The 16,319-nt window shown below is 71.8% G+C and carries 16 protein-coding genes; 6 read left to right on the top strand and 10 right to left on the bottom strand.

What is annotated here, in order from left to right; genetic code table 11:
- The first annotated feature begins 24 nt into the window (after positions 1 to 24).
- Both EDF51_RS05760 and EDF51_RS19800 read left to right on the top strand, forming a co-directional pair.
- Entirely contained in the window at positions 25 to 357 is a 333-nt protein-coding gene (locus EDF51_RS05760) for a hypothetical protein (RefSeq protein ID WP_123293983.1), read from the top strand.
- Between the two features lie 102 nt (positions 358 to 459).
- Entirely contained in the window at positions 460 to 612 is a 153-nt protein-coding gene (locus EDF51_RS19800; RefSeq protein WP_165901332.1) for a hypothetical protein, read from the top strand.
- 8 nt (positions 613 to 620) lie between these two features.
- Here EDF51_RS19800 and EDF51_RS05755 read toward each other — a convergent pair whose 3' ends face one another.
- Genes EDF51_RS05755 through EDF51_RS05745 form a run of 3 tightly spaced genes read right to left on the bottom strand, consistent with a single transcriptional unit; the run spans position 621 to position 3,756 of the window.
- Positions 621 to 1,484: an EamA family transporter gene (locus EDF51_RS05755; protein ID WP_134194126.1), complete on the bottom strand. Its 864-nt coding sequence runs from the start codon at positions 1,482 to 1,484 to the stop codon at positions 621 to 623.
- 13 nt (positions 1,485 to 1,497) lie between these two features.
- Positions 1,498 to 2,160 carry a response regulator transcription factor gene (locus tag EDF51_RS05750; protein ID WP_111084503.1) on the bottom strand — a complete coding sequence of 221 codons (663 nt, stop codon included), beginning with the start codon at positions 2,158 to 2,160 and terminating at the stop codon, positions 1,498 to 1,500.
- A gap of 39 nt (positions 2,161 to 2,199) precedes the next feature.
- Positions 2,200 to 3,756, bottom strand: coding sequence for a sensor histidine kinase (locus EDF51_RS05745; protein WP_123293985.1), 1,557 nt, complete (start codon positions 3,754 to 3,756; stop codon positions 2,200 to 2,202).
- 133 nt (positions 3,757 to 3,889) lie between these two features.
- Between EDF51_RS05745 and EDF51_RS05740 the strand changes: the two genes are divergently transcribed.
- Together EDF51_RS05740 and EDF51_RS05735 are read left to right on the top strand one after the other, a co-directional pair.
- Entirely contained in the window at positions 3,890 to 4,732 is an 843-nt protein-coding gene (locus tag EDF51_RS05740; RefSeq protein ID WP_166673496.1) for a helix-turn-helix domain-containing protein, read from the top strand.
- Positions 4,733 to 4,833: 101 nt separating this feature from the next.
- Positions 4,834 to 5,415 carry a hypothetical protein gene (locus tag EDF51_RS05735; protein ID WP_134194122.1) on the top strand — a complete coding sequence of 194 codons (582 nt, stop codon included), beginning with the start codon at positions 4,834 to 4,836 and terminating at the stop codon, positions 5,413 to 5,415.
- 66 nt (positions 5,416 to 5,481) lie between these two features.
- Here EDF51_RS05735 and EDF51_RS05730 read toward each other — a convergent pair whose 3' ends face one another.
- From EDF51_RS05730 to EDF51_RS05700, 7 genes are all read right to left on the bottom strand, one after another.
- Complete coding sequence (locus tag EDF51_RS05730) at positions 5,482 to 7,134, bottom strand: ABC transporter ATP-binding protein (RefSeq protein ID WP_134194120.1); 1,653 nt, start codon at positions 7,132 to 7,134, stop codon at positions 5,482 to 5,484.
- A complete protein-coding gene (locus tag EDF51_RS05725; protein ID WP_134194118.1) occupies positions 7,131 to 7,697 on the bottom strand; it encodes a MarR family transcriptional regulator in 567 nt (188 codons plus the stop codon). The genes EDF51_RS05730 and EDF51_RS05725 overlap by 4 nt, the downstream gene beginning before the upstream one ends.
- On the bottom strand, positions 7,694 to 9,103 hold the full coding sequence (locus tag EDF51_RS05720; protein ID WP_243837078.1) for a serine hydrolase: 1,410 nt from the start codon (positions 9,101 to 9,103) through the stop codon (positions 7,694 to 7,696). Before EDF51_RS05720 ends, EDF51_RS05725 begins: the two co-directional genes overlap by 4 nt.
- An 84-nt stretch (positions 9,104 to 9,187) precedes the next feature.
- Complete coding sequence (locus EDF51_RS05715; protein WP_123938873.1) at positions 9,188 to 10,078, bottom strand: ABC transporter permease; 891 nt, start codon at positions 10,076 to 10,078, stop codon at positions 9,188 to 9,190.
- Positions 10,075 to 11,016: an ABC transporter permease gene (locus EDF51_RS05710; protein ID WP_123293990.1), complete on the bottom strand. Its 942-nt coding sequence runs from the start codon at positions 11,014 to 11,016 to the stop codon at positions 10,075 to 10,077. The genes EDF51_RS05715 and EDF51_RS05710 overlap by 4 nt, the downstream gene beginning before the upstream one ends.
- The gene (locus tag EDF51_RS05705; protein WP_134194116.1) at positions 11,016 to 12,437 is read right to left on the bottom strand and encodes a M14 family zinc carboxypeptidase; all 1,422 of its coding nucleotides are present in this window, start codon (positions 12,435 to 12,437) and stop codon (positions 11,016 to 11,018) included. The genes EDF51_RS05710 and EDF51_RS05705 overlap by 1 nt, the downstream gene beginning before the upstream one ends.
- Before the next feature lie 11 nt (positions 12,438 to 12,448).
- Positions 12,449 to 14,035, bottom strand: coding sequence for an ABC transporter substrate-binding protein (locus EDF51_RS05700; protein WP_216834645.1), 1,587 nt, complete (start codon positions 14,033 to 14,035; stop codon positions 12,449 to 12,451).
- A 158-nt stretch (positions 14,036 to 14,193) separates the two neighbouring features.
- Between EDF51_RS05700 and EDF51_RS05695 the strand changes: the two genes are divergently transcribed.
- The gene (locus EDF51_RS05695; protein ID WP_134194114.1) at positions 14,194 to 14,853 is read left to right on the top strand and encodes an FMN-binding negative transcriptional regulator; all 660 of its coding nucleotides are present in this window, start codon (positions 14,194 to 14,196) and stop codon (positions 14,851 to 14,853) included.
- A complete protein-coding gene (locus tag EDF51_RS05690) occupies positions 14,850 to 16,319 on the top strand; it encodes an amidohydrolase family protein (RefSeq protein WP_134194112.1) in 1,470 nt (489 codons plus the stop codon). The genes EDF51_RS05695 and EDF51_RS05690 overlap by 4 nt, the downstream gene beginning before the upstream one ends.

Here is a 16,319-nt window from a genome sequence, read left to right as displayed (position 1 = left end):
TCGAACACACGTTCGAATACCGTCGTGGGACGGCGTCGCGAGAACCGGTGGCAGCCCCCGGAACACCCGGAGGTCGAACGTCCGCGCGCCTACTCGCTGTCCGAGGACGCCCGCGGGCCCGACGTCTGCCACGCCGTCACGCCCGTGCCGGTCTGGGCGTGGATCCAGTTCCCGACCTTCCACGTCCGGGTGAAGGCCTTCGCGAAGAGCTGGACCCGTGATGCCGTCATGGTCGAGTGGGCGCAGTTCGGACAGCAGGCGGACGCCTGGGTGTGGCGGTCGGCCGTGAAGCACCGCACCCTGCGTGCCGACCAGGCGGAACGCGCGATGCGGAGTCCGCAGAACGCAGCGCGTTGACTTCTACTCGCACCCCGAGGATGGTTTGTCGAACACCGGTTCGGCAAGTAACTCACTGATCGAGGCATTCGTTCGAGTGCCGCTCCGGGACGAGGAGGCACCATGAAGAACACAGCGGTGCCGTCCTGGGTCGCCCACGTGCTCACCCCGCCCGAGGTCATCAGCGCCTACGTCGAGGCCCGGGTCAACGATCCGGCCCTGCTGTCGGGTGAGCGCACGGAACCCACGTACGCCGACTTCCTCGGCGACGAGTAGACGGTCGTTCAGCGGCGTCGGCGGCGCGCGGACAGCGTGACGCCGACGCTGGCAGCGGTGACGCACACCAGCGCCACCGTCTCCAGCGCGGACAGCCCCTCACTGAGCACCACGAGGCCGGCCAGCGCGGCGATCGCCGGGCCGAGACTCTGCAGCACGCCGAACACCCGCGTCGGCATCCGCCGCAACGCCAGCATCTCGAGGGCGTAGGGCAGCACGCTCGACAGCACGGCGACGGCGCCGAAGACGAGCAGGAGCACGGGTTCGCGGACCACGCCGTCGATCGCGGACGGGAGCCCGAACGGCAGCGACACGAGCATCGCGACCACCATCGACACCACCAGGCCGTCGACACCCGGGATCGCGGCGCCGACGTGCCGGTTCATCACGATGTAGCCCGCCCAGCACGCCGCCGCGAGCACGGCCCAGACCACGCCGCCGACCTCGGTCACGGCGCTCGGGCCGACCCCGAGCAGCACGACGCCGGCGAGCGCCAGGGCGGCCCAGAGCGCGTCCCGCCACCGCCGGGTGTGCACGAGGGACAGGGCGAGCGGGCCGAGGAACTCGATCGTCACCGCGACGCCGATCGGGATGCTCGCGAACGACAGGTAGATGAAGACGTTCATCCCGCCGAGCGCCAGCCCGAGGCCGACCGCGCCGAGCCACTGCGCGCGGGTCCAGTGCCCGATGCGAGGACGGACGACCAGCGCGAGCACCACCGCGCCGATGACGAGCCGGAGCGTCGCGGCCCCGACCGCGCCGACGTCGTCGAAGTGGGTCTTCGCGATCGCGGCCCCGAGCTGGACGGACACCATCGCGGTGAGGGCGAGCAGCGGAGCCGGGATCCGGTCGGTGCCGCGGGCCTGGTTCATCCGCGGGACCGGCTCATCCGAGGTAGGCGAGCACGGCGAGGACGCGGCGGTGGTCCTCGCCGGTGTCCTCGAGCGCGAGCTTGCCGAAGATGCTCGACACGTGCTTCTCGACGGCGCCGGTGCCGATGACGAGGGCGCGGGCGATGGCTGCGTTCGTGCGACCCTCGGCCATCAGGCCGAGCACGTCGCGTTCGCGCGGGGTGAGCGCGGCGAGTGGGTCGCGCCGCCGGCTCATCAGCTGCGTGACGACCTCGGGGTCGAGCACGGTGCCACCGGCCGCGATCCGACGAACGGCGTCGTCGATCTCCTCGAGCCGGGTGACGCGGTCCTTGAGCAGGTAGCCGATGCCCGTCGCACCGGCGGCGAGGACGTCTTCGGCGTAGGTGGCCTCGACGTACTGCGAGAGGAGCAGGACCCCGGTGCGCGGGGCGATCCGGCGGGTCTCGACGGCGGCGCGGACGCCTTCGTCGGTGAAGGTCGGCGGCATCCGGACGTCCATGACAACGACGTCGGGAGCGCCGTCCGGCAGCGTCGCGAGGAACGCACGGGCGTCGGCGTACTGACCGATGACGTCGATGCCGGCTTCGTCGAGCACGCGGGCCAGGCCCTCGCGCAGCAGGACGGCGTCGTCGACGACGACGGCCCGGATGCGTGCTGCATCCGGGCCGTCTGTCATGCCGACCAGCCTAGTGGGAGCGCAGGCGCTCCCGTGGGGTCACGACCGCGGGTTCGCCGTCGTGGGGACGCCGTTCAGGGCACCGAGCGGGATCCGCGCCGTGGCCTCGGTCGGGCCGCCCTCGGGGCTCGCGACGACCAGGTCGCCGTCGAGCGCGCGCATCCGGCCGATCAGGCCCTCGATGCCGTGGCCCTGCTGGGGTCGTGCTCCGCCGCGGCCGTCGTCGGTCACGCTGACGGTCAGGTACCAGAGCCCGGAGGCGTCGACCACGAGGCCGAGGTACACCCCGGCGGTCGTGGCACCGGCGTGCTTCATGGTGTTCGTCAGGAGCTCGCTCACCGTGAAGTACACGTTGCGCTGGATCTCCGTCGCGAGCTCGAGGCCCTCGGGCAGGCGGACGTCGAGGCCGACCGGGATCGGGGTGCGGGCGACGAGCGCTTCGAGGGCCGCCACGAGCCCGCGGTCGAGCAGGATCGGCGGGGCGAACCCGCGGGACAGCGCACGCAGTTCGTCGAGGGCGTCCTGCGCGTGCTCGGAGGCCTCGCCGATCAGCTGCTTCGCCTTCTGCGGGTCCTTCTCGAACGCGCGTTCCGCTGCCGACAGGTCCATCCGGAGCCGCACCAGGCGCTGCTGGGGGCCGTCGTGCAGGTCGCGCTCGATCTGGCGCAGGGCCTGACCCTCGGCGGTCACGGCACCGGCACGGGAGGCCTGGAGTCCGGCGACGCGCTGCTCGAGCTGCTCGGCACGGAACCCGCCGAGCAGACCGAAGTCCACCCAGTAGTGCGCGATGACTGAGCCACGGGCCCAGAGCGGGAACAGCACGACCGAGGCGGCCATCGACAGCAGTCCGAGGAACCCGAACCCGACGACGGAGGTCATGTCCCACCCGAAGTACTGCGCGCTCAGGCCGTTCGCGAACGCGACCACCGCGAGTCCGACGGGCCAGAGGAACCCGGCGAGCAGCAGGACGCCGGCGCCCACGGTGAAGAGCGCGACGAGCGGGTAGACGACCGCTGCGTGCAGCAGGTAGAGCCAGTAGTGCGGGTTGGCGACCGCGGAACCGGTGCGCGTCCACCAGTTCTGCTGCCAGCGGGGCGTCCAGTCCACCGGGCGGATCGGACGCCGGTCTGCCCATCCGATGCGGAGCTTCTCGAACTGTCCGAGCCACCGCGCCACGAACAGCGCGATGAAGAACATCAGCAGCACGAACGGGTTGAACAGGTCGCGGAAGCCGCCGCCGAAGATCGCCGCGGGGAACGCGAAGTAGAGCGTGCAGAGCAGCACCCCGGTCAGGGCCATGTAGCCGAAGTCGCGCGGCAGGCGCTTCCACGACTCGCGGTAGAACGCGCCGGCGGTCATGCCGGAGCCCGCGCTGCCGCCCCGGCCGCCACCCGGTGCCGATCCGTTCGGCGGGGTCGCTCCCCACGACGCCGGCGGCGTCTGCTGGTCGTGCTGTCGCGGGTACTGCGGCATCGGCTTGGTGGCTCCAGGTGGGACGGAGTCGCCCAGCGGGACGGTCTGGGCCTGGTCGGGCGAGGGCGTGACGTCGTCCAGCGGGACGGTTCGCGCCTGGTCGAGGCGGTCGGTGTCGGTCATGACTCCAGCCTCGCGATCACGGGGCCGTTCCCCCATCCTGCCCCCTCCCCACCCCGGGTGGGGTTATCCCCCCTCTCCACAGATCTCCCGAGGCCGATCGTCGCGGGACGGCCCGCAGGACATGCTCGTGGTGATGGGCGACGCACTCCGAGCACTGATCGACGCCGTCGGCCTCGAGGTCGGCCCCGGCGAGGAGATCCGATCCGACGACGACCGCTGGACGCTCGATCTCGATCCGGACGGTACGCACGCCTGGGTCGCGACCCGGCACCGGCCGGTCTGGCTCCACCGCGACGACACACTCGTGTTCGTCGAGGCTGGTGGAGCCGCACTGGTCGAGCAGCACCCGACGACGTCGATCGGCTCCGACCCCGAGCGGCACGGTCCGCCTCGAACTGCTCCTTCGTACGACTTCCCGCACGAGGCCCTGTTCGCCGACACCGGCGTCGTCGTCGGATCGGCGACGCTGGGGCCACTCGCTGCCGAGGTCCTCGCGCTCCCGTCGATCGCCACCACCCAGCCCGCGGGCTTCCCGTCGGCGGACGTCGTGCTGGCGCTGCGGCACGTCGGTCACCTCGACGGCGGCCGGTGGCACGGCGTGCAGCAGGATGCGCTCGCGCGACTCGTGGTCACGACCGTGCTCCACGACAACCCACCGCCCTTGCTCCGCGACAACAGTCTGGCGAGGGTCCTCGACCGGCTCTTCGAACCGGCGGGTGGACACTCGACCGCGGACCTGCTCGACGGCGTCCGGATGTCTCCGCGCACCCTCGAGCGTCGGTGCTTCGAGACGACGGGCTGCACGCCGGCCCAGCTCGGGCGGTGGTTCCGGAGCCTCGGCGTCCGGAGTGCACTCACCCGGGGTGACCCTCCCGCCGAGGTCGCTGCACGCTTCGGCTTCAGCACCACCGCCTCCATGCGGCGCGCGCTCCAGCGGGTCCACGCACCGGACACCGACCTCCCTCGGAGGTTCTGACGGTTCTGGTTCACGAGTCCCGCGGTTCGCGAACCAGGACCGTCAGCCGCCCGGACAGAACATGCTTTCCCCGCCGCGCGGGCTGCGCGTAGTGTGCGGGCATGCAGAACATCACGGGGGTTCGGGTGGTTTCGGCCGCGGCGGTCGTCGCAGCGATCGTGTTCGGGGCGCGTGGACTGGTGGGGACGATCTGGCTCGCGCCGTGGGACCTGCCGAACGGACTGCTCCTCGTCGCCACGGTGCTCGCCGGGCTGGCGGGTGCGGTCGTGCTCGTCGCCGCGGTGCGCGCTCAGGACCGTCGGGCGCTCGCGTTCGCGGTGTCGGTCCTGGCGTTCGCGCTTTTGTGGCCGGCGCCGGGCTGGGCCACCGCGGTGCTCGTCGTCGTCGCGCAGGGTGCACTCGTGGCGTTCGGCGTGCTGACCGTCCGGAACGAGGACGGCGTGCAGCGGGCCCTCGGCTGGGTCGTCACCGTGGCGGCGTCACTGTGGTTCGTCACCGCGCTGCTGTCGAACGCGGTGCTCCTCACGGCGCTGCCGCAGGAGGCACTCGGCATCGCGTTCTCCGTCCCGGGGCTGCTGCAGACCGTGGCCTACCTGGCGGCGACGGTGCTCGTCGCGGTCCCGCTCCTGCGTCCGGTGGGTCGGGGCGTGAACGCGCTCTGGGCCTCGGCCGAGGTGCGCTGACTCCGCAACGACGCTGAGACCGCAGGGCCGCTGCGGCCGCAGGGCACCAGGGCCGGCGAGCGCCCCTCAGCCGACCCGTGCCGCCAGGCGCTCGGATCGGCGCACTGCCTGCTCGTCCGGGTCGGGTACCGGCGCGGCCTGGATGAGTCGACGCGTGTAGGGGTCCTGCGGCGACCGGAGGATGGCGTCGCGGGTCCCCTGCTCGGCGACCTTACCGCCGTGCAGCACGACGACCCGGTCGCACAGCGTGTCGACCACGGCGAGGTCGTGGGTGACGAACAGGCACGCGAAGCCGAGGCGTTCCTGCAGCTCCCGGAAGACGTCGAGCACCCGCGCCTGCACCGAGACGTCGAGTGCGCTCGTCGGCTCGTCGGCGATGAGCAGTGCGGGGTCGAGCGCGACGGCGCGGGCGATCGCGACGCGCTGCCGTTGGCCGCCGGAGAGCTCGTGCGGGAAGCGTTCGCGGTACCCGCCGTCCAGGCCGACGTCGGCGAGCAGCCGGTCCACGCGTTCGTCGATCTGGGCAGACGGCAGGCGCAGGATCTGCCGGAGCGGCTCGGCGACGGTCTGTCCGACCGTGTAGCGCGGGTTGAGCGACCGGAGCGGGTTCTGGAAGACCACGCCGACGTGTCGCCGCATCTCGCGACGAGCTGCTCGCCGGGCGACCGCCACGTCGGTGCCCTCGACGACGATCGAACCGGACGTGATCGGTGCCAGCCCCACGGCGGCGCGGCCGATGGTGGTCTTGCCGCTGCCGGACTCGCCCACGAGTCCGACGATCTCACCGCGACCGACCGTGAACGACACGTCGTCGACCGCGCGGAACCGCCCGCGCAGTGCACCGCCGTACTCGACCACGAGGTGCCGGACGTCGAGGACGACCGACGGGGCCTCCGTGGCGGGGTCGACCCGCGCCTCCCGTCCGGTCTCGGTGCCCATGCGTGGGACCGCAGCGAGCAGATCGCGGGTGTAGTCGGCGGACGGTGCGGCGAAGACCGCGGCGACGGTGCCCGTCTCGACGACGCGACCGCGGCGCATGACGACCACGCGGTCGGCGATGTCGGCGACGACGCCCATGTCGTGGGTGATGAGGAGGATCGCGGTGCCGGTGCGTTCGCGCAGCGCACGCAGGACGTCGAGCACCTCGGCCTGCACCGTGACGTCGAGTGCGGTCGTCGGCTCGTCGGCGATGAGCAGGTCGGGGTCGGCGGCGAGCGCCATCGCGATCATCACCCGCTGCGCCTGACCGCCGGAGAGCTCGTGCGGGTACTGGCCCAGCCGGCGTTCGGGTTCCGGCACCTCGACGGCACGCAGGAGTTCGAGCGAGCGCGCACGGACGGCGGCGCGGTCGTGCGAGGCGTCGGCGCGGCGGACGGCCTCGGCCAGCTGGAACCCGACCGTGAACACGGGGTTGAGCGCGGCCGACGGGTCCTGGAAGATCATCGACACGCTGCGGCCGCGGACCCCGCGCAGGGTGCGTTCGTCGGTGCCGAGCACCTCGAGGTCGCCGAGCCGGATGCTGCCAGAGGAGCGCGCGCCGTCCGGCGCGATCCCCATCGCCGTCATCGCGGTCATGCTCTTGCCGGATCCGGACTCCCCGACGACGGCGACGACCTCGCCGCGGCCGACGGCGAACGAGGCGTCGTCGACCGCGCGGACCTCGGCGCCGTCGACGTCGAAGGTCACGGACAGGTGGTCGACGGTCAGGACGTCGGTCATGGGGTCTCCGAGCGGTCGGTGCGGTCGCGGGCGGCCTTGAACGCCTCCCAGTCCTCGAGCATCTTGTGGTGGTGGCCCTGCAACCACTGCATGTAGTCGCGGCCGTTGAGCAGGCGCTCGCGGACCTCGGCGTCGACGTCGCCCGCCCCGGTGCGGCCGGCGTGCTCGACCACCGCCAGGCCGTGTCCGATGATGTCGCGCTGCCGGTCGAGGTACTTCCGTTCGCCGGCGAGCCAGGAGCCCCAGACGTCGGCCTCGGCGCGGAAGTAGTGGCTGCGCTCGCCGGCGACGATCTGCCGCTTCACGAACCCGGAGTCGACGAGCCGGCGCGTCGCCATCGAGACCGAGCCCGAGCTGGCGCCGAGGGCACGTTGGAGATCGGCGGACGACGAGTGCGGCGCGCGGGTCATCATGAGGTAGCCGAGCACGCGGGCGTCGGTCAGGGGCATGCCGGCGCCGTCGTTGAGCATGAGGGCGAACTCCTCGACGAACGCCTGACGCTCGGGTTCGAGCACGACGTCGTCGGGCCCGACACCGTCGCCCCGACCGTCGACGTCGCTCACGGTGCCAGCCCTGCCGCGACCTCGGGCGACTCGGTCGGGATCGCCCACGGTTCCTCGGTCATGCCACCGCCGGCGCGGATCGACCGGACGGTACCGTCGGCGTCGCGCGTGAAGGTGATGTCCTCGTCGACCGAGCCGAAGCGGTTGCCGTGCGTCATCCGGAGCGTGTCCGCGTCGACGACCTCGAGCCGGGTGGGGGTGTCGAGCGGTTCGGGTCCGGACGGGTCGACCTCGACGAGCCGGTCGCCGATGCGGGCGATGTCACTGACGCCCCACGGGTTGGCGAAGCGTCCGGTGTACGCGGCGGTGTCGACGTCGTCGGGCACGGGAGTACCCGGCGCGGACGTGTCCGCCGCGGCGTCGAGCATCTGCACGACGGCGGTGGCGATGAGGGTGGCGGGCCCCGCGGCGGCGCTCGTCATGACCGACACGACGAGTCCGGATGCCGGGTCGAACAGCGACTGCGTGATGTGCCCGGGGAACCCGCCCGAGTGGCCGCGGACGTCGCGGCCTCCGATGCGGTCGACGATGAACCCGGCGCCGTAGCCGCGGGCGGCCGGGTCGTCGGTGGCGCTCCAGGCCTTGCGCTGCGCGAGTCGCTTCGAGTGGTCGTCGAGCAGGCTGCCGGCCCCGATGACGTGCTGGGAGAAGTACTTGACCAGGTCGGAGGCGGTGCCGTGGAACCCGGTGGCGGCGGCCATGGCGTGGGTGTCCACGTGGTCGATGCGCTGCCGCTGCCGCGCGGTGTGGAACCCGGTGTACCCGACCACGAAGTCGTCGGCGCGCGTGGGGTCCCAGTCCGGGCCGGTGTTCCGCAGGCCCAGGGGTTCGGTGATCGACTCGCGGACGAAGTCGTTGTAGGACTGTCCGGAGACCGCGGCGATGACGAGCCCGAGCAGCGAGTAGCCGAGGTTCGAGTAGTTGAACGACGACCCGGTGGGGACCTTCTGCCCGCGGTCGAGCACGAGTGCCAGCAGCTCCTGCTCGTCGGGGAACGGGCGCAGAAGCGACCAGTAGTCGCCGTCGTGGCCGTCGCGGATGACCCCGGCACCCATCTCCATGAGCTCACGGATCGTGGCGTCGGCGAGCGGGGAGCCGCCGTCGACCAGCGCCGGGACGTACGTGCCGACGGTGTCGTCGAGCCGGAGCGACCCGCGCTCGGCGAGCTGGAGCAGTGCCGTCGCGGTGAAGGTCTTCGAGTGCGAGGCGATGCGGAACAGGTCGGTGGTGGTCAGGCGGCGCCCGGCCTCGACGTCGGCGTAGCCCCAGGCTTCGTCGAACAGCACCTCGCCGCCGAACCCGATGGCGACCTGCACGCCCGGCACCCGCAGCTGCCAGACCTTGTACGACACCCACTCGTGGATGTAGGGCAGGGTCTTCCGGTACGCGGAGAGGGTGTCGGTCACGGTGGTCCTTTCGAAGGGCGGTGGTTCGAGTCTGGCGCGTCGGTCGCGACGGTGCCCACCGCGACGCGGCGTGCACCGTGCAGGTCAGCGCCGACGCGGGTCGAGCGCGGCGCGCAGCGTGTCGCCGAGCGCGATGACGGAGAGCACCGTGACGGCGAGGAACGCCGCGGGTGCGATGAGCATGTGCGGGGCGCGGAGGAACTGCGACGTCGCGGCGGAGAGCTGCAGCCCCCACGAGATCGCCGGGCTCTCGAGCCCGATGCCGAGGTAGGTCAGCGACGACTCGGACACGATGACGCCGCCGACGGTGATGGTCGCGAGCACGAGCAGCGGCGAGATCGACGACGGCAGCACGTACCGGGTGGTGATCCGCCAGGTCGACAGCCCCATCGTGCGGGCGGCGAGCACGAACTCGGCGTTCCGCACGCTGCGGACGCTCGACCGCACGAGCCGGGCCATCGTCGGCCACCCGAACAGCGCGAGCACGAGCGACACCGTCAGCACGGACCGCTCCCCCACGCTGTTGAGCACCACGACGGCGCCGAGCAGGAACGGGAAGCCGAGGAACACGTCGGTCAGGCGGGCGAGCACGGCGTCGACCCAGCCGCCGACCATGCCGGCGATCGTCCCGACGACGACGGCGACCATGCCGGCGAGCACGGTGGTGAGCACCGCGACGGCGATCGACGACCGGGTGCCGTACACGACGTTGGCGTACACGTCGCAGCCCTGCAGATCGAAGCCGAACGGGTGTCCGCTGGTCGGCGAGGCGCCGCTCTGCCCGAGGTCGCACACCCGGGGGTCGCCGTGGCCGAACAGTCCGGCGAACAGCTGCGGGAACGACGCGATGAGCAGCACGACGACCAGGACCGACGCGGGCACCCAGAAGCCCGGGGTACGGGCCGCGGCCAGCAGTGGTCGTCGTCGGCCGCCGACGACGGGTTCGACGGTGGCGCTGAGCGCTGAGGTGGTCATGCGGCTGCTCCGGTCCGGACGCGGGGGTCGAGGGCGGCGTGCAGCAGGTCGACGAGCACACTCGTGACGAGGAACACCAGGATGAGCGCGGTCGAGATGCCGACGACGACGGCGCCCTCGTGCGACCGGATGCCCTGGAACAGCAGGTTCCCGACGCCGGGCAGGTTGAAGATGCCCTCGATGATCACGGTGCCGCCCATCAGGTACCCGAGGTCGGTCGCCAGGTAGGTGGCGGTGGGGATGAGCGAGTTCCGCATCACGTGCACGCCGACGATCCGACCGGGTGCGAGCCCCTTGGCCCGTGCGGTCCGGACGTAGTCGGCGTCGAGGGTCTCGATCATCGAAGTACGGGTGAGCCGGGACACCGCGGCGAGCCCGAACAGCGCGATGACGAACGCCGGCAGGATGTACGCCGTCGGCCAGCCTGCGGTGACGCCGGCGACCGGGAACCAGTGCAGCCGCACCGAGAACACCAGCTGCAGGGCGACGCCGAGGACGAACACGGGGATCGCACCGACAACGATGGTGCCGACCAGCACCGTCTTGTCGAGGGCGGTCCCGCGCTTCAGGGCGGAGAGCACCCCGAGCCCGATGCCCAGGACGATCTCGAGGGCCCACGCGGTGAGCGCCAGGGTGATCGTGACGGGCCACCGCGAGGCCATCTGCTCGCCGACGGACTGCCCGTTGAAGTCGGTGCCGAAGTCGCCGCGGAACAGCCCGCCGACGTACTGCACGTACTGCAGCCAGAGCGGCTGGTCCAGGTGGTACTCGGCCCGGAGCGTGCGGACGACCGCGTCGCTGAGCGGCCGGTCGCCGCCGAGCGCCCGGATCGGGTCACCGGGCAGCGCGAACGTCATCGCGTAGATGAGGAACGTCACCCCGAGGAACACGATGGCCAGGCCGCCGAGCCGGCGACCGACGGCGAGCGTCGGACGCATCACGCGCCTCCCGACACGGCCGCCGACACCGGACGGGAGGCACGGGTCGGGTCCGCACTGTGCCTTCCGTCGTCGCCTTCGGCGACGTGGCTCGCGCAGGCGAGGATCGCCCCGTACTGCACCCCCACCAGTTTCCGCACCGGGATCGGGTCCGCCTCGGTGGCGGCGTCGGCCTGCCAGTGCGCGTAGCGCTCCGCCAGGCGGTCGCGCAGGCGCCGGAGCGGCGCGGACGCCGTACCGGCGGTGGTCTCCGCCTCGAACGCGCGCAGCAGCATGCCGCCGTAGCGCAGCCGGAAGCAGCGGACCAGGTCCTCGCAGCCGAAGCGCTCCGCGACGGTGGCCCGCCGGTCGGCCGGCTCGCGGTCGGCCCGGCGGCGGTCGGTGTCCGCCGTGCCGACGAGCATCGGCACGAAGGCCCGCGACGCCTCGAGGAACGGCGACTCGATCGACAGCATCGGCGACGCCTCGTCGAGCAGCTGCTGGAGTTCCTCGCCCGAGGCACCGAGCTCGGCGGAGCAGCGGCGCAGCAGGTCGGCGTACGACTCGTCGGTCGGGGTCTGGTCGTCGGCGTCCGGGTGGCTCCAGTACGGCAGTTCGGCGACCATGCACAGTGCTCCGTGCCGCATCGCCCACGCCGCGCTCGACGCACCGTGGATGTGCTCGCCCGGGTCGACCCCGAGTCCTTCGAGGTAGTCGTACGCGGTCTCGATCCCGTCCATCGCGAACACCGCGGGGGCGAGTTCGCGCAGGAACGGTGACTCGGGCTCCCCGGTGTCGAGCGGCAGCCCGAGCGCGGCGGGGACTGCGTGCAGGGTGTCGACGACGTCGGGCAGGTCCTCGGACAGGTAGTAGTAGACCCCGCCCATCTCGCCGTTGTGCAGCGACACCAGCAGGTCCGGCTCGGTGTCGTCGATGAGCCGCATGAACGCGAGCGTCTCCGGCAGCACCTGGTCGAAGTACACCGACTTGTGGCTGTTCGGGAACGTCCACTCCACCTGGCTGTCCGGTGCCGGGCGGTAGAAGTGCCGCGAGTAGAACACCCGGTCGTGCGGGTCGTTGAGCCACGCCTCGTTGAGCCGCATGCCGTCCGGGTCGATCGTCGGGACGATGTGCCAGGTGACGTCGAGCGCACGAACGTCGTCGTCGGTGAGCACCGTCTCGGCGAGGTGCAGGGCCGTCCACGAACCGATCGGTTCGTTCGGGTGCACGCCGCCGACCACGACGGCGGCGTGCGACCCGGTGCCGATCCGGTAGGAGTGCAGTGGTTCGCCGAGCCGGCTGGTGCCGATCCGGGTGACCGTGACCTGGTCCGGGTGGGACGCTGCGAGCGCGTCGAACCGGGCGTGCAGGTCGTCGACGAGCGGGAAGCCGTCGTGGTCGGGGACCTCGGCCGCCAGGCGGAGGATGGTGCGCTGGTCCATGTGGTGGTGCCCTACTTCACGGCGATCTGCGCGACGACCGGGCTGCCGGCGACCGCGGGGAGCTTCGTGACCTTGTCACTCGTGACGTACGAGTACTTGTCGAAGAAGGTCGGGACGACGGGGAAGTCCTCGAGCACGGCCTCCTGCGTCTTCGTGTAGTACTCGTTCGCCTCGTCCTGCGAGCCGGCCGAGTCGGCCTTCGCCAGCAGCGCGTCGACGGTGTCGGACTGGTAGTACCCGGTGCAGGGCGAGCAGCCGCCGGCCAGGGTGAACAGGGCGCGGAGGGTGTTCTGCTGGCTGATGTACAGCGCACCCCAGTGACCGAAGTGCGGGCCGGCGACCTTCTTGTCCGTCAGCTCGGAGTAGTACGAGGCCCAGTCGGTGGTGGCCTTCGCGACGGTGTCGACGCCCAGGTTCTGCCGGATCTGGTTGGCGTACGCCTCGTAGAGCGAGTCGAGGCCGCTGCCGCCGGGGTAGACGAGCGTGATCGTGCCGTCGAAGCCGCCGGACTTCGCCAGGAGCTGCTTCGCCGCCGCGGGGTCGAACTCGCACGCGTCGCCGCAGATGCCCTCTTCGGTGCCGGACATCGACGGGGGCGTGAGTGCGGTGGCGGGTTCGTACAGGCCGCCGTAGATGGCGGTGTTCACCTCGTCGCGGTCGATCGACATCGAGATCGCGCGACGGACGTCGGGGTCGGAGTACCGGTCGTCCCAGAGCGGGAAGCCGAGGTAGTCGATGCCCGGGGCGTCGAAGGAGTGCAGGCGGTCACCGAAGTCGGCCTTCGCGCTCGTCATCTTGTCGGTCGGCAGGAACAGCACGTCGGCGTTGCCCGCGAGGACGTCGGTGTAGGCGGTGTTCATGTCGGAGTAGCTCCGGAACGTGACGTCCTTGGTGACCGGCTTCGTGCCCTCGTAGTCCTTCCACGCGGTGACGGTGAACTCCTTGTCCGCCTTCCACGCCGACTGCATCTCGTAGGGGCCGTTCCCGATCGGCTTCTCGTCGTACGCCTTCAGGTCCTCGTAGGCGGCCGACGGCATCGGGTAGAACGCCGTCTGGGCCTGGCTGAGCTGCAGCGGGAACTGGCTGTCGGCGTGGGTGAGCGTCACCGTGAAGGTGTCCTTGCCGGTGACCTGCAGCCCCGACATCTCCTTCGTCTTCGGGGTGCCCTTCGCCGGGTTGAGGTCCGTGTACCCGACGATCGCGGCGAGCTGCCCGCTGTTCTCCCACGCGTTGGGGCCGTAGGCGACGTGGTTCCAGGCCTTCACGTAGCTCTCCGGGGTGACGGCCTCGCCGTTCTGGAACGTCCAGCCGTCCCGGAGGGTGATGGTCCACGTGGTGGCGTCGTCGCTCTCGACGCTCTTCGCGGCGACGTCGTGGAGCTCGCCCTTCGCGTCGGTCTGCGTCAGCGGCGCGAACAGGCTCTGCACCTGGTCGAACGCGACGGTCTGTCGTCCGGGCGTCAGGTGGTCGGGCTCGCCGGTGGCGTACACCAGGCTCGATCCGCCGGCGGAGTCGGCCGTGCCGCTCGCCGAACAGCCGGTCACCACGAGCGCCAGTGTGGCTGCCGTGGCCAGGGCGGCGATGGTCCTGCGTCGCATGGGGGTCTCCTCGGGTCGTCGTTGATGAGTGAAGCTAGGCCCGTTCGAGCACCCGGCACAATGCTTCTTTCAATGAACTCTGAAACTTTTACCGTTCTGAAACACTCGCGAAACGACAGGTGTCGCGTTCAACCGGGGCTGTGTGCCACGCTCGGACCATGCGGCACACACCCCACTTCCTGATGACGGACGTCGACGAGGTCAAGCGCCTCGTCGCCGGCAACCCGTGGGCCACGATCGTGTCGCACACCGACGCCGGGATCGTCGCGTCGCACTACCCGTTCCTGCTCGAGATGCCCGGGCCGGACGACGACCCCGACCAGGTCGTCCTCGTCTCGCACGTCGGCCGCCCCGACGAACTCGCGCACGAACTCGGCCGCCACGAGGTCCTGGTCGTGGTGCAGGGTCCGCACGGCTACGTCTCCCCCGCCTGGTACCCACCCGAGCAGTTCGTGCCGACCTGGAACCACGTCACCGCCCACCTGTGGGGCACGCCGGAGCTGCTGTCCGACGACGAGAACTTCCGGGTACTCGGCGAGCTCGTCGACCACTTCGAGCGCGTCATGCCCGAGCCGGTGTCCCTCGAGATCGACGAGGAGACCGCACGCCGGATGGCGAAGGGCACCGTGGGCATCCGCATCCGGGTCACCCGGTTCGACGCCCGCGCGAAGCTCTCCCAGAACAAGGCACCCGAGGTCGTCGACCGGATCATCGCCGGCCTGCGCGGCGACGGCCCCTACGCGTCGCCGGCGCTCGCCGACGAGATGGAGCGGGTCCGGTCCGTCGGGTCCACGACGGACAGCCGGGAGGCGCGATGAGCGAGATCCTGCTCCGCACCGTCCGCAGGGTGGGCACCTCCGGGGCCCCTGCCGACGTCCGCATCGTCGACGGCCTGGTCACCGAGATCGCGCCGGCCGGCACGCTCGACCCCGCCGGCCCCGACACCGAGGTCGTCGAGGCGGCCGGCGCCTGGCTCGGCCCCGGCCTCCGCGACCACCACACGCACTTCGACCAGTGGGCCCTGGTGCGCCGCCGCGTCGACGTCTCCGGCTGCGACTCCGCGGAGTCGACCGCCGACCTCCTCGCCGCGGTCGCGCGGACCGGGGTGCCGGACCGCGTGCTGATCGGACACGGCTACCGCGACGGGTTGTGGCCGACCCCCGCACGACGCGAGCTGCTCGACCAGGCCGCACCGGGCCTCCCGACCGTCGTCATCAGCGGTGACCTGCACGCCGTCTGGTGCAACGCCCTCGCGCTCGCGCACTTCTCCGCACTCGTCGGCCGCTCGCTCGAGGCGGGTGACGACGGGATCCTGCGCGAGCAGGACGCCTTCGACGTGACCGGTGCGCTCTCGCAGGTGCCGGACGACCTGCTCGACGGGTACGTCGCCGACGCCGCGGAGGCCGCTGCCGCCCGCGGTGTGACGGGCATCGTCGACCTCGAGATGCGCTTCGGCCTCGACCGCTGGGCGCGCCGGATCCACGCCGGCACCGACGCCCTCCGGGTGTCGTCGGGCGTCTACCCGGCGGAACTCGACGCCGTGATCGACCGCGGACTCCGCACCGGCGACGTCGTCGACCGGACCCGCGGCCTGCTCACGATGGGGCCGTTCAAGGTCGTCACCGACGGCTCGCTCGGCACCCGGACCGCGGCCATGGCCGACGGCTCCGGCGTGCTGGCGTGGGAGTTCGACGACCTCGTCGCGATCACCCGCCGAGCCGTCGACGCCGGACTCGTCCCCGCGATCCACGCCATCGGCGACCGGGCGAACACCCTCGCGCTCGACGTCTTCGAAGCCGTCGGCGCCCGCGGCACCATCGAGCACGCGCAACTGCTCGTCGACACCGACGTCGACCGGTTCGCCAGGCTCGGGGTGGCCGCCTCGGTGCAGCCCGAGCACGCCATGGACGACCGCGACATCGCCGACCGGCACTGGGCGGGCCGCACCGACCGCGCCTTCGCGTTCGCGTCGCTCGCCCGAGCCGGAGCGCGCCTGCTGCTCGGTTCGGACGCCCCCGTCGCGCCGCTCGACCCGTGGATCTCGATGGCCGCGGCCGTGGGACGCGACCGGGACGGCCGCGACCCGTGGCACCCCGCCGAACGACTCTCGGCGCTCGCCGCGTGGCAGGGGTCCACGGACGGTCGGGTCAGCGTCGCGGTCGGCGACGTCGCGGACCTGGTGCTCGTCGAGTCGGACCCGCTGGCGGCGTCGTCGTCCTCGTTGCGGTCGATGCGGGTGCTCGCGACCGCGATCGCCGGACGGTTCACGTACTCAGAGCTCTGA

The organism is Curtobacterium sp. PhB25 (assembly GCF_004365375.1).
GTDB lineage: Bacteria > Actinomycetota > Actinomycetes > Actinomycetales > Microbacteriaceae > Curtobacterium.
The sequence above is the reverse complement of the archived record's forward strand: the minus strand, read 5'-3'. Positions and strand labels throughout refer to the sequence as shown.

Excerpts from the sequence above, each read along its gene's own strand:
- EDF51_RS05740 (WP_166673496.1), top strand. The coding sequence starts at position 3,890 with ATGGGCGACGCACTCCGAGCACTGATCGACGCCGTCGGCCTCGAGGTC.
- EDF51_RS05700 (WP_216834645.1), bottom strand. The coding sequence starts at position 14,035 with ATGCGACGCAGGACCATCGCCGCCCTGGCCACGGCAGCCACACTGGCG.
- EDF51_RS05710 (WP_123293990.1), bottom strand. The coding sequence starts at position 11,016 with ATGCGTCCGACGCTCGCCGTCGGTCGCCGGCTCGGCGGCCTGGCCATC.
- EDF51_RS05715 (WP_123938873.1), bottom strand. The coding sequence starts at position 10,078 with ATGACCACCTCAGCGCTCAGCGCCACCGTCGAACCCGTCGTCGGCGGC.
- EDF51_RS19800 (WP_165901332.1), top strand. The coding sequence starts at position 460 with ATGAAGAACACAGCGGTGCCGTCCTGGGTCGCCCACGTGCTCACCCCG.
- EDF51_RS05695 (WP_134194114.1), top strand. The coding sequence starts at position 14,194 with ATGCGGCACACACCCCACTTCCTGATGACGGACGTCGACGAGGTCAAG.
- EDF51_RS05755 (WP_134194126.1), bottom strand. The coding sequence starts at position 1,484 with ATGAACCAGGCCCGCGGCACCGACCGGATCCCGGCTCCGCTGCTCGCC.
- EDF51_RS05705 (WP_134194116.1), bottom strand. The coding sequence starts at position 12,437 with ATGGACCAGCGCACCATCCTCCGCCTGGCGGCCGAGGTCCCCGACCAC.
- EDF51_RS05745 (WP_123293985.1), bottom strand. The coding sequence starts at position 3,756 with ATGACCGACACCGACCGCCTCGACCAGGCGCGAACCGTCCCGCTGGAC.
- EDF51_RS05735 (WP_134194122.1), top strand. The coding sequence starts at position 4,834 with ATGCAGAACATCACGGGGGTTCGGGTGGTTTCGGCCGCGGCGGTCGTC.
- EDF51_RS05750 (WP_111084503.1), bottom strand. The coding sequence starts at position 2,160 with ATGACAGACGGCCCGGATGCAGCACGCATCCGGGCCGTCGTCGTCGAC.
- EDF51_RS05690 (WP_134194112.1), top strand. The coding sequence starts at position 14,850 with ATGAGCGAGATCCTGCTCCGCACCGTCCGCAGGGTGGGCACCTCCGGG.
- EDF51_RS05730 (WP_134194120.1), bottom strand. The coding sequence starts at position 7,134 with ATGACCGACGTCCTGACCGTCGACCACCTGTCCGTGACCTTCGACGTC.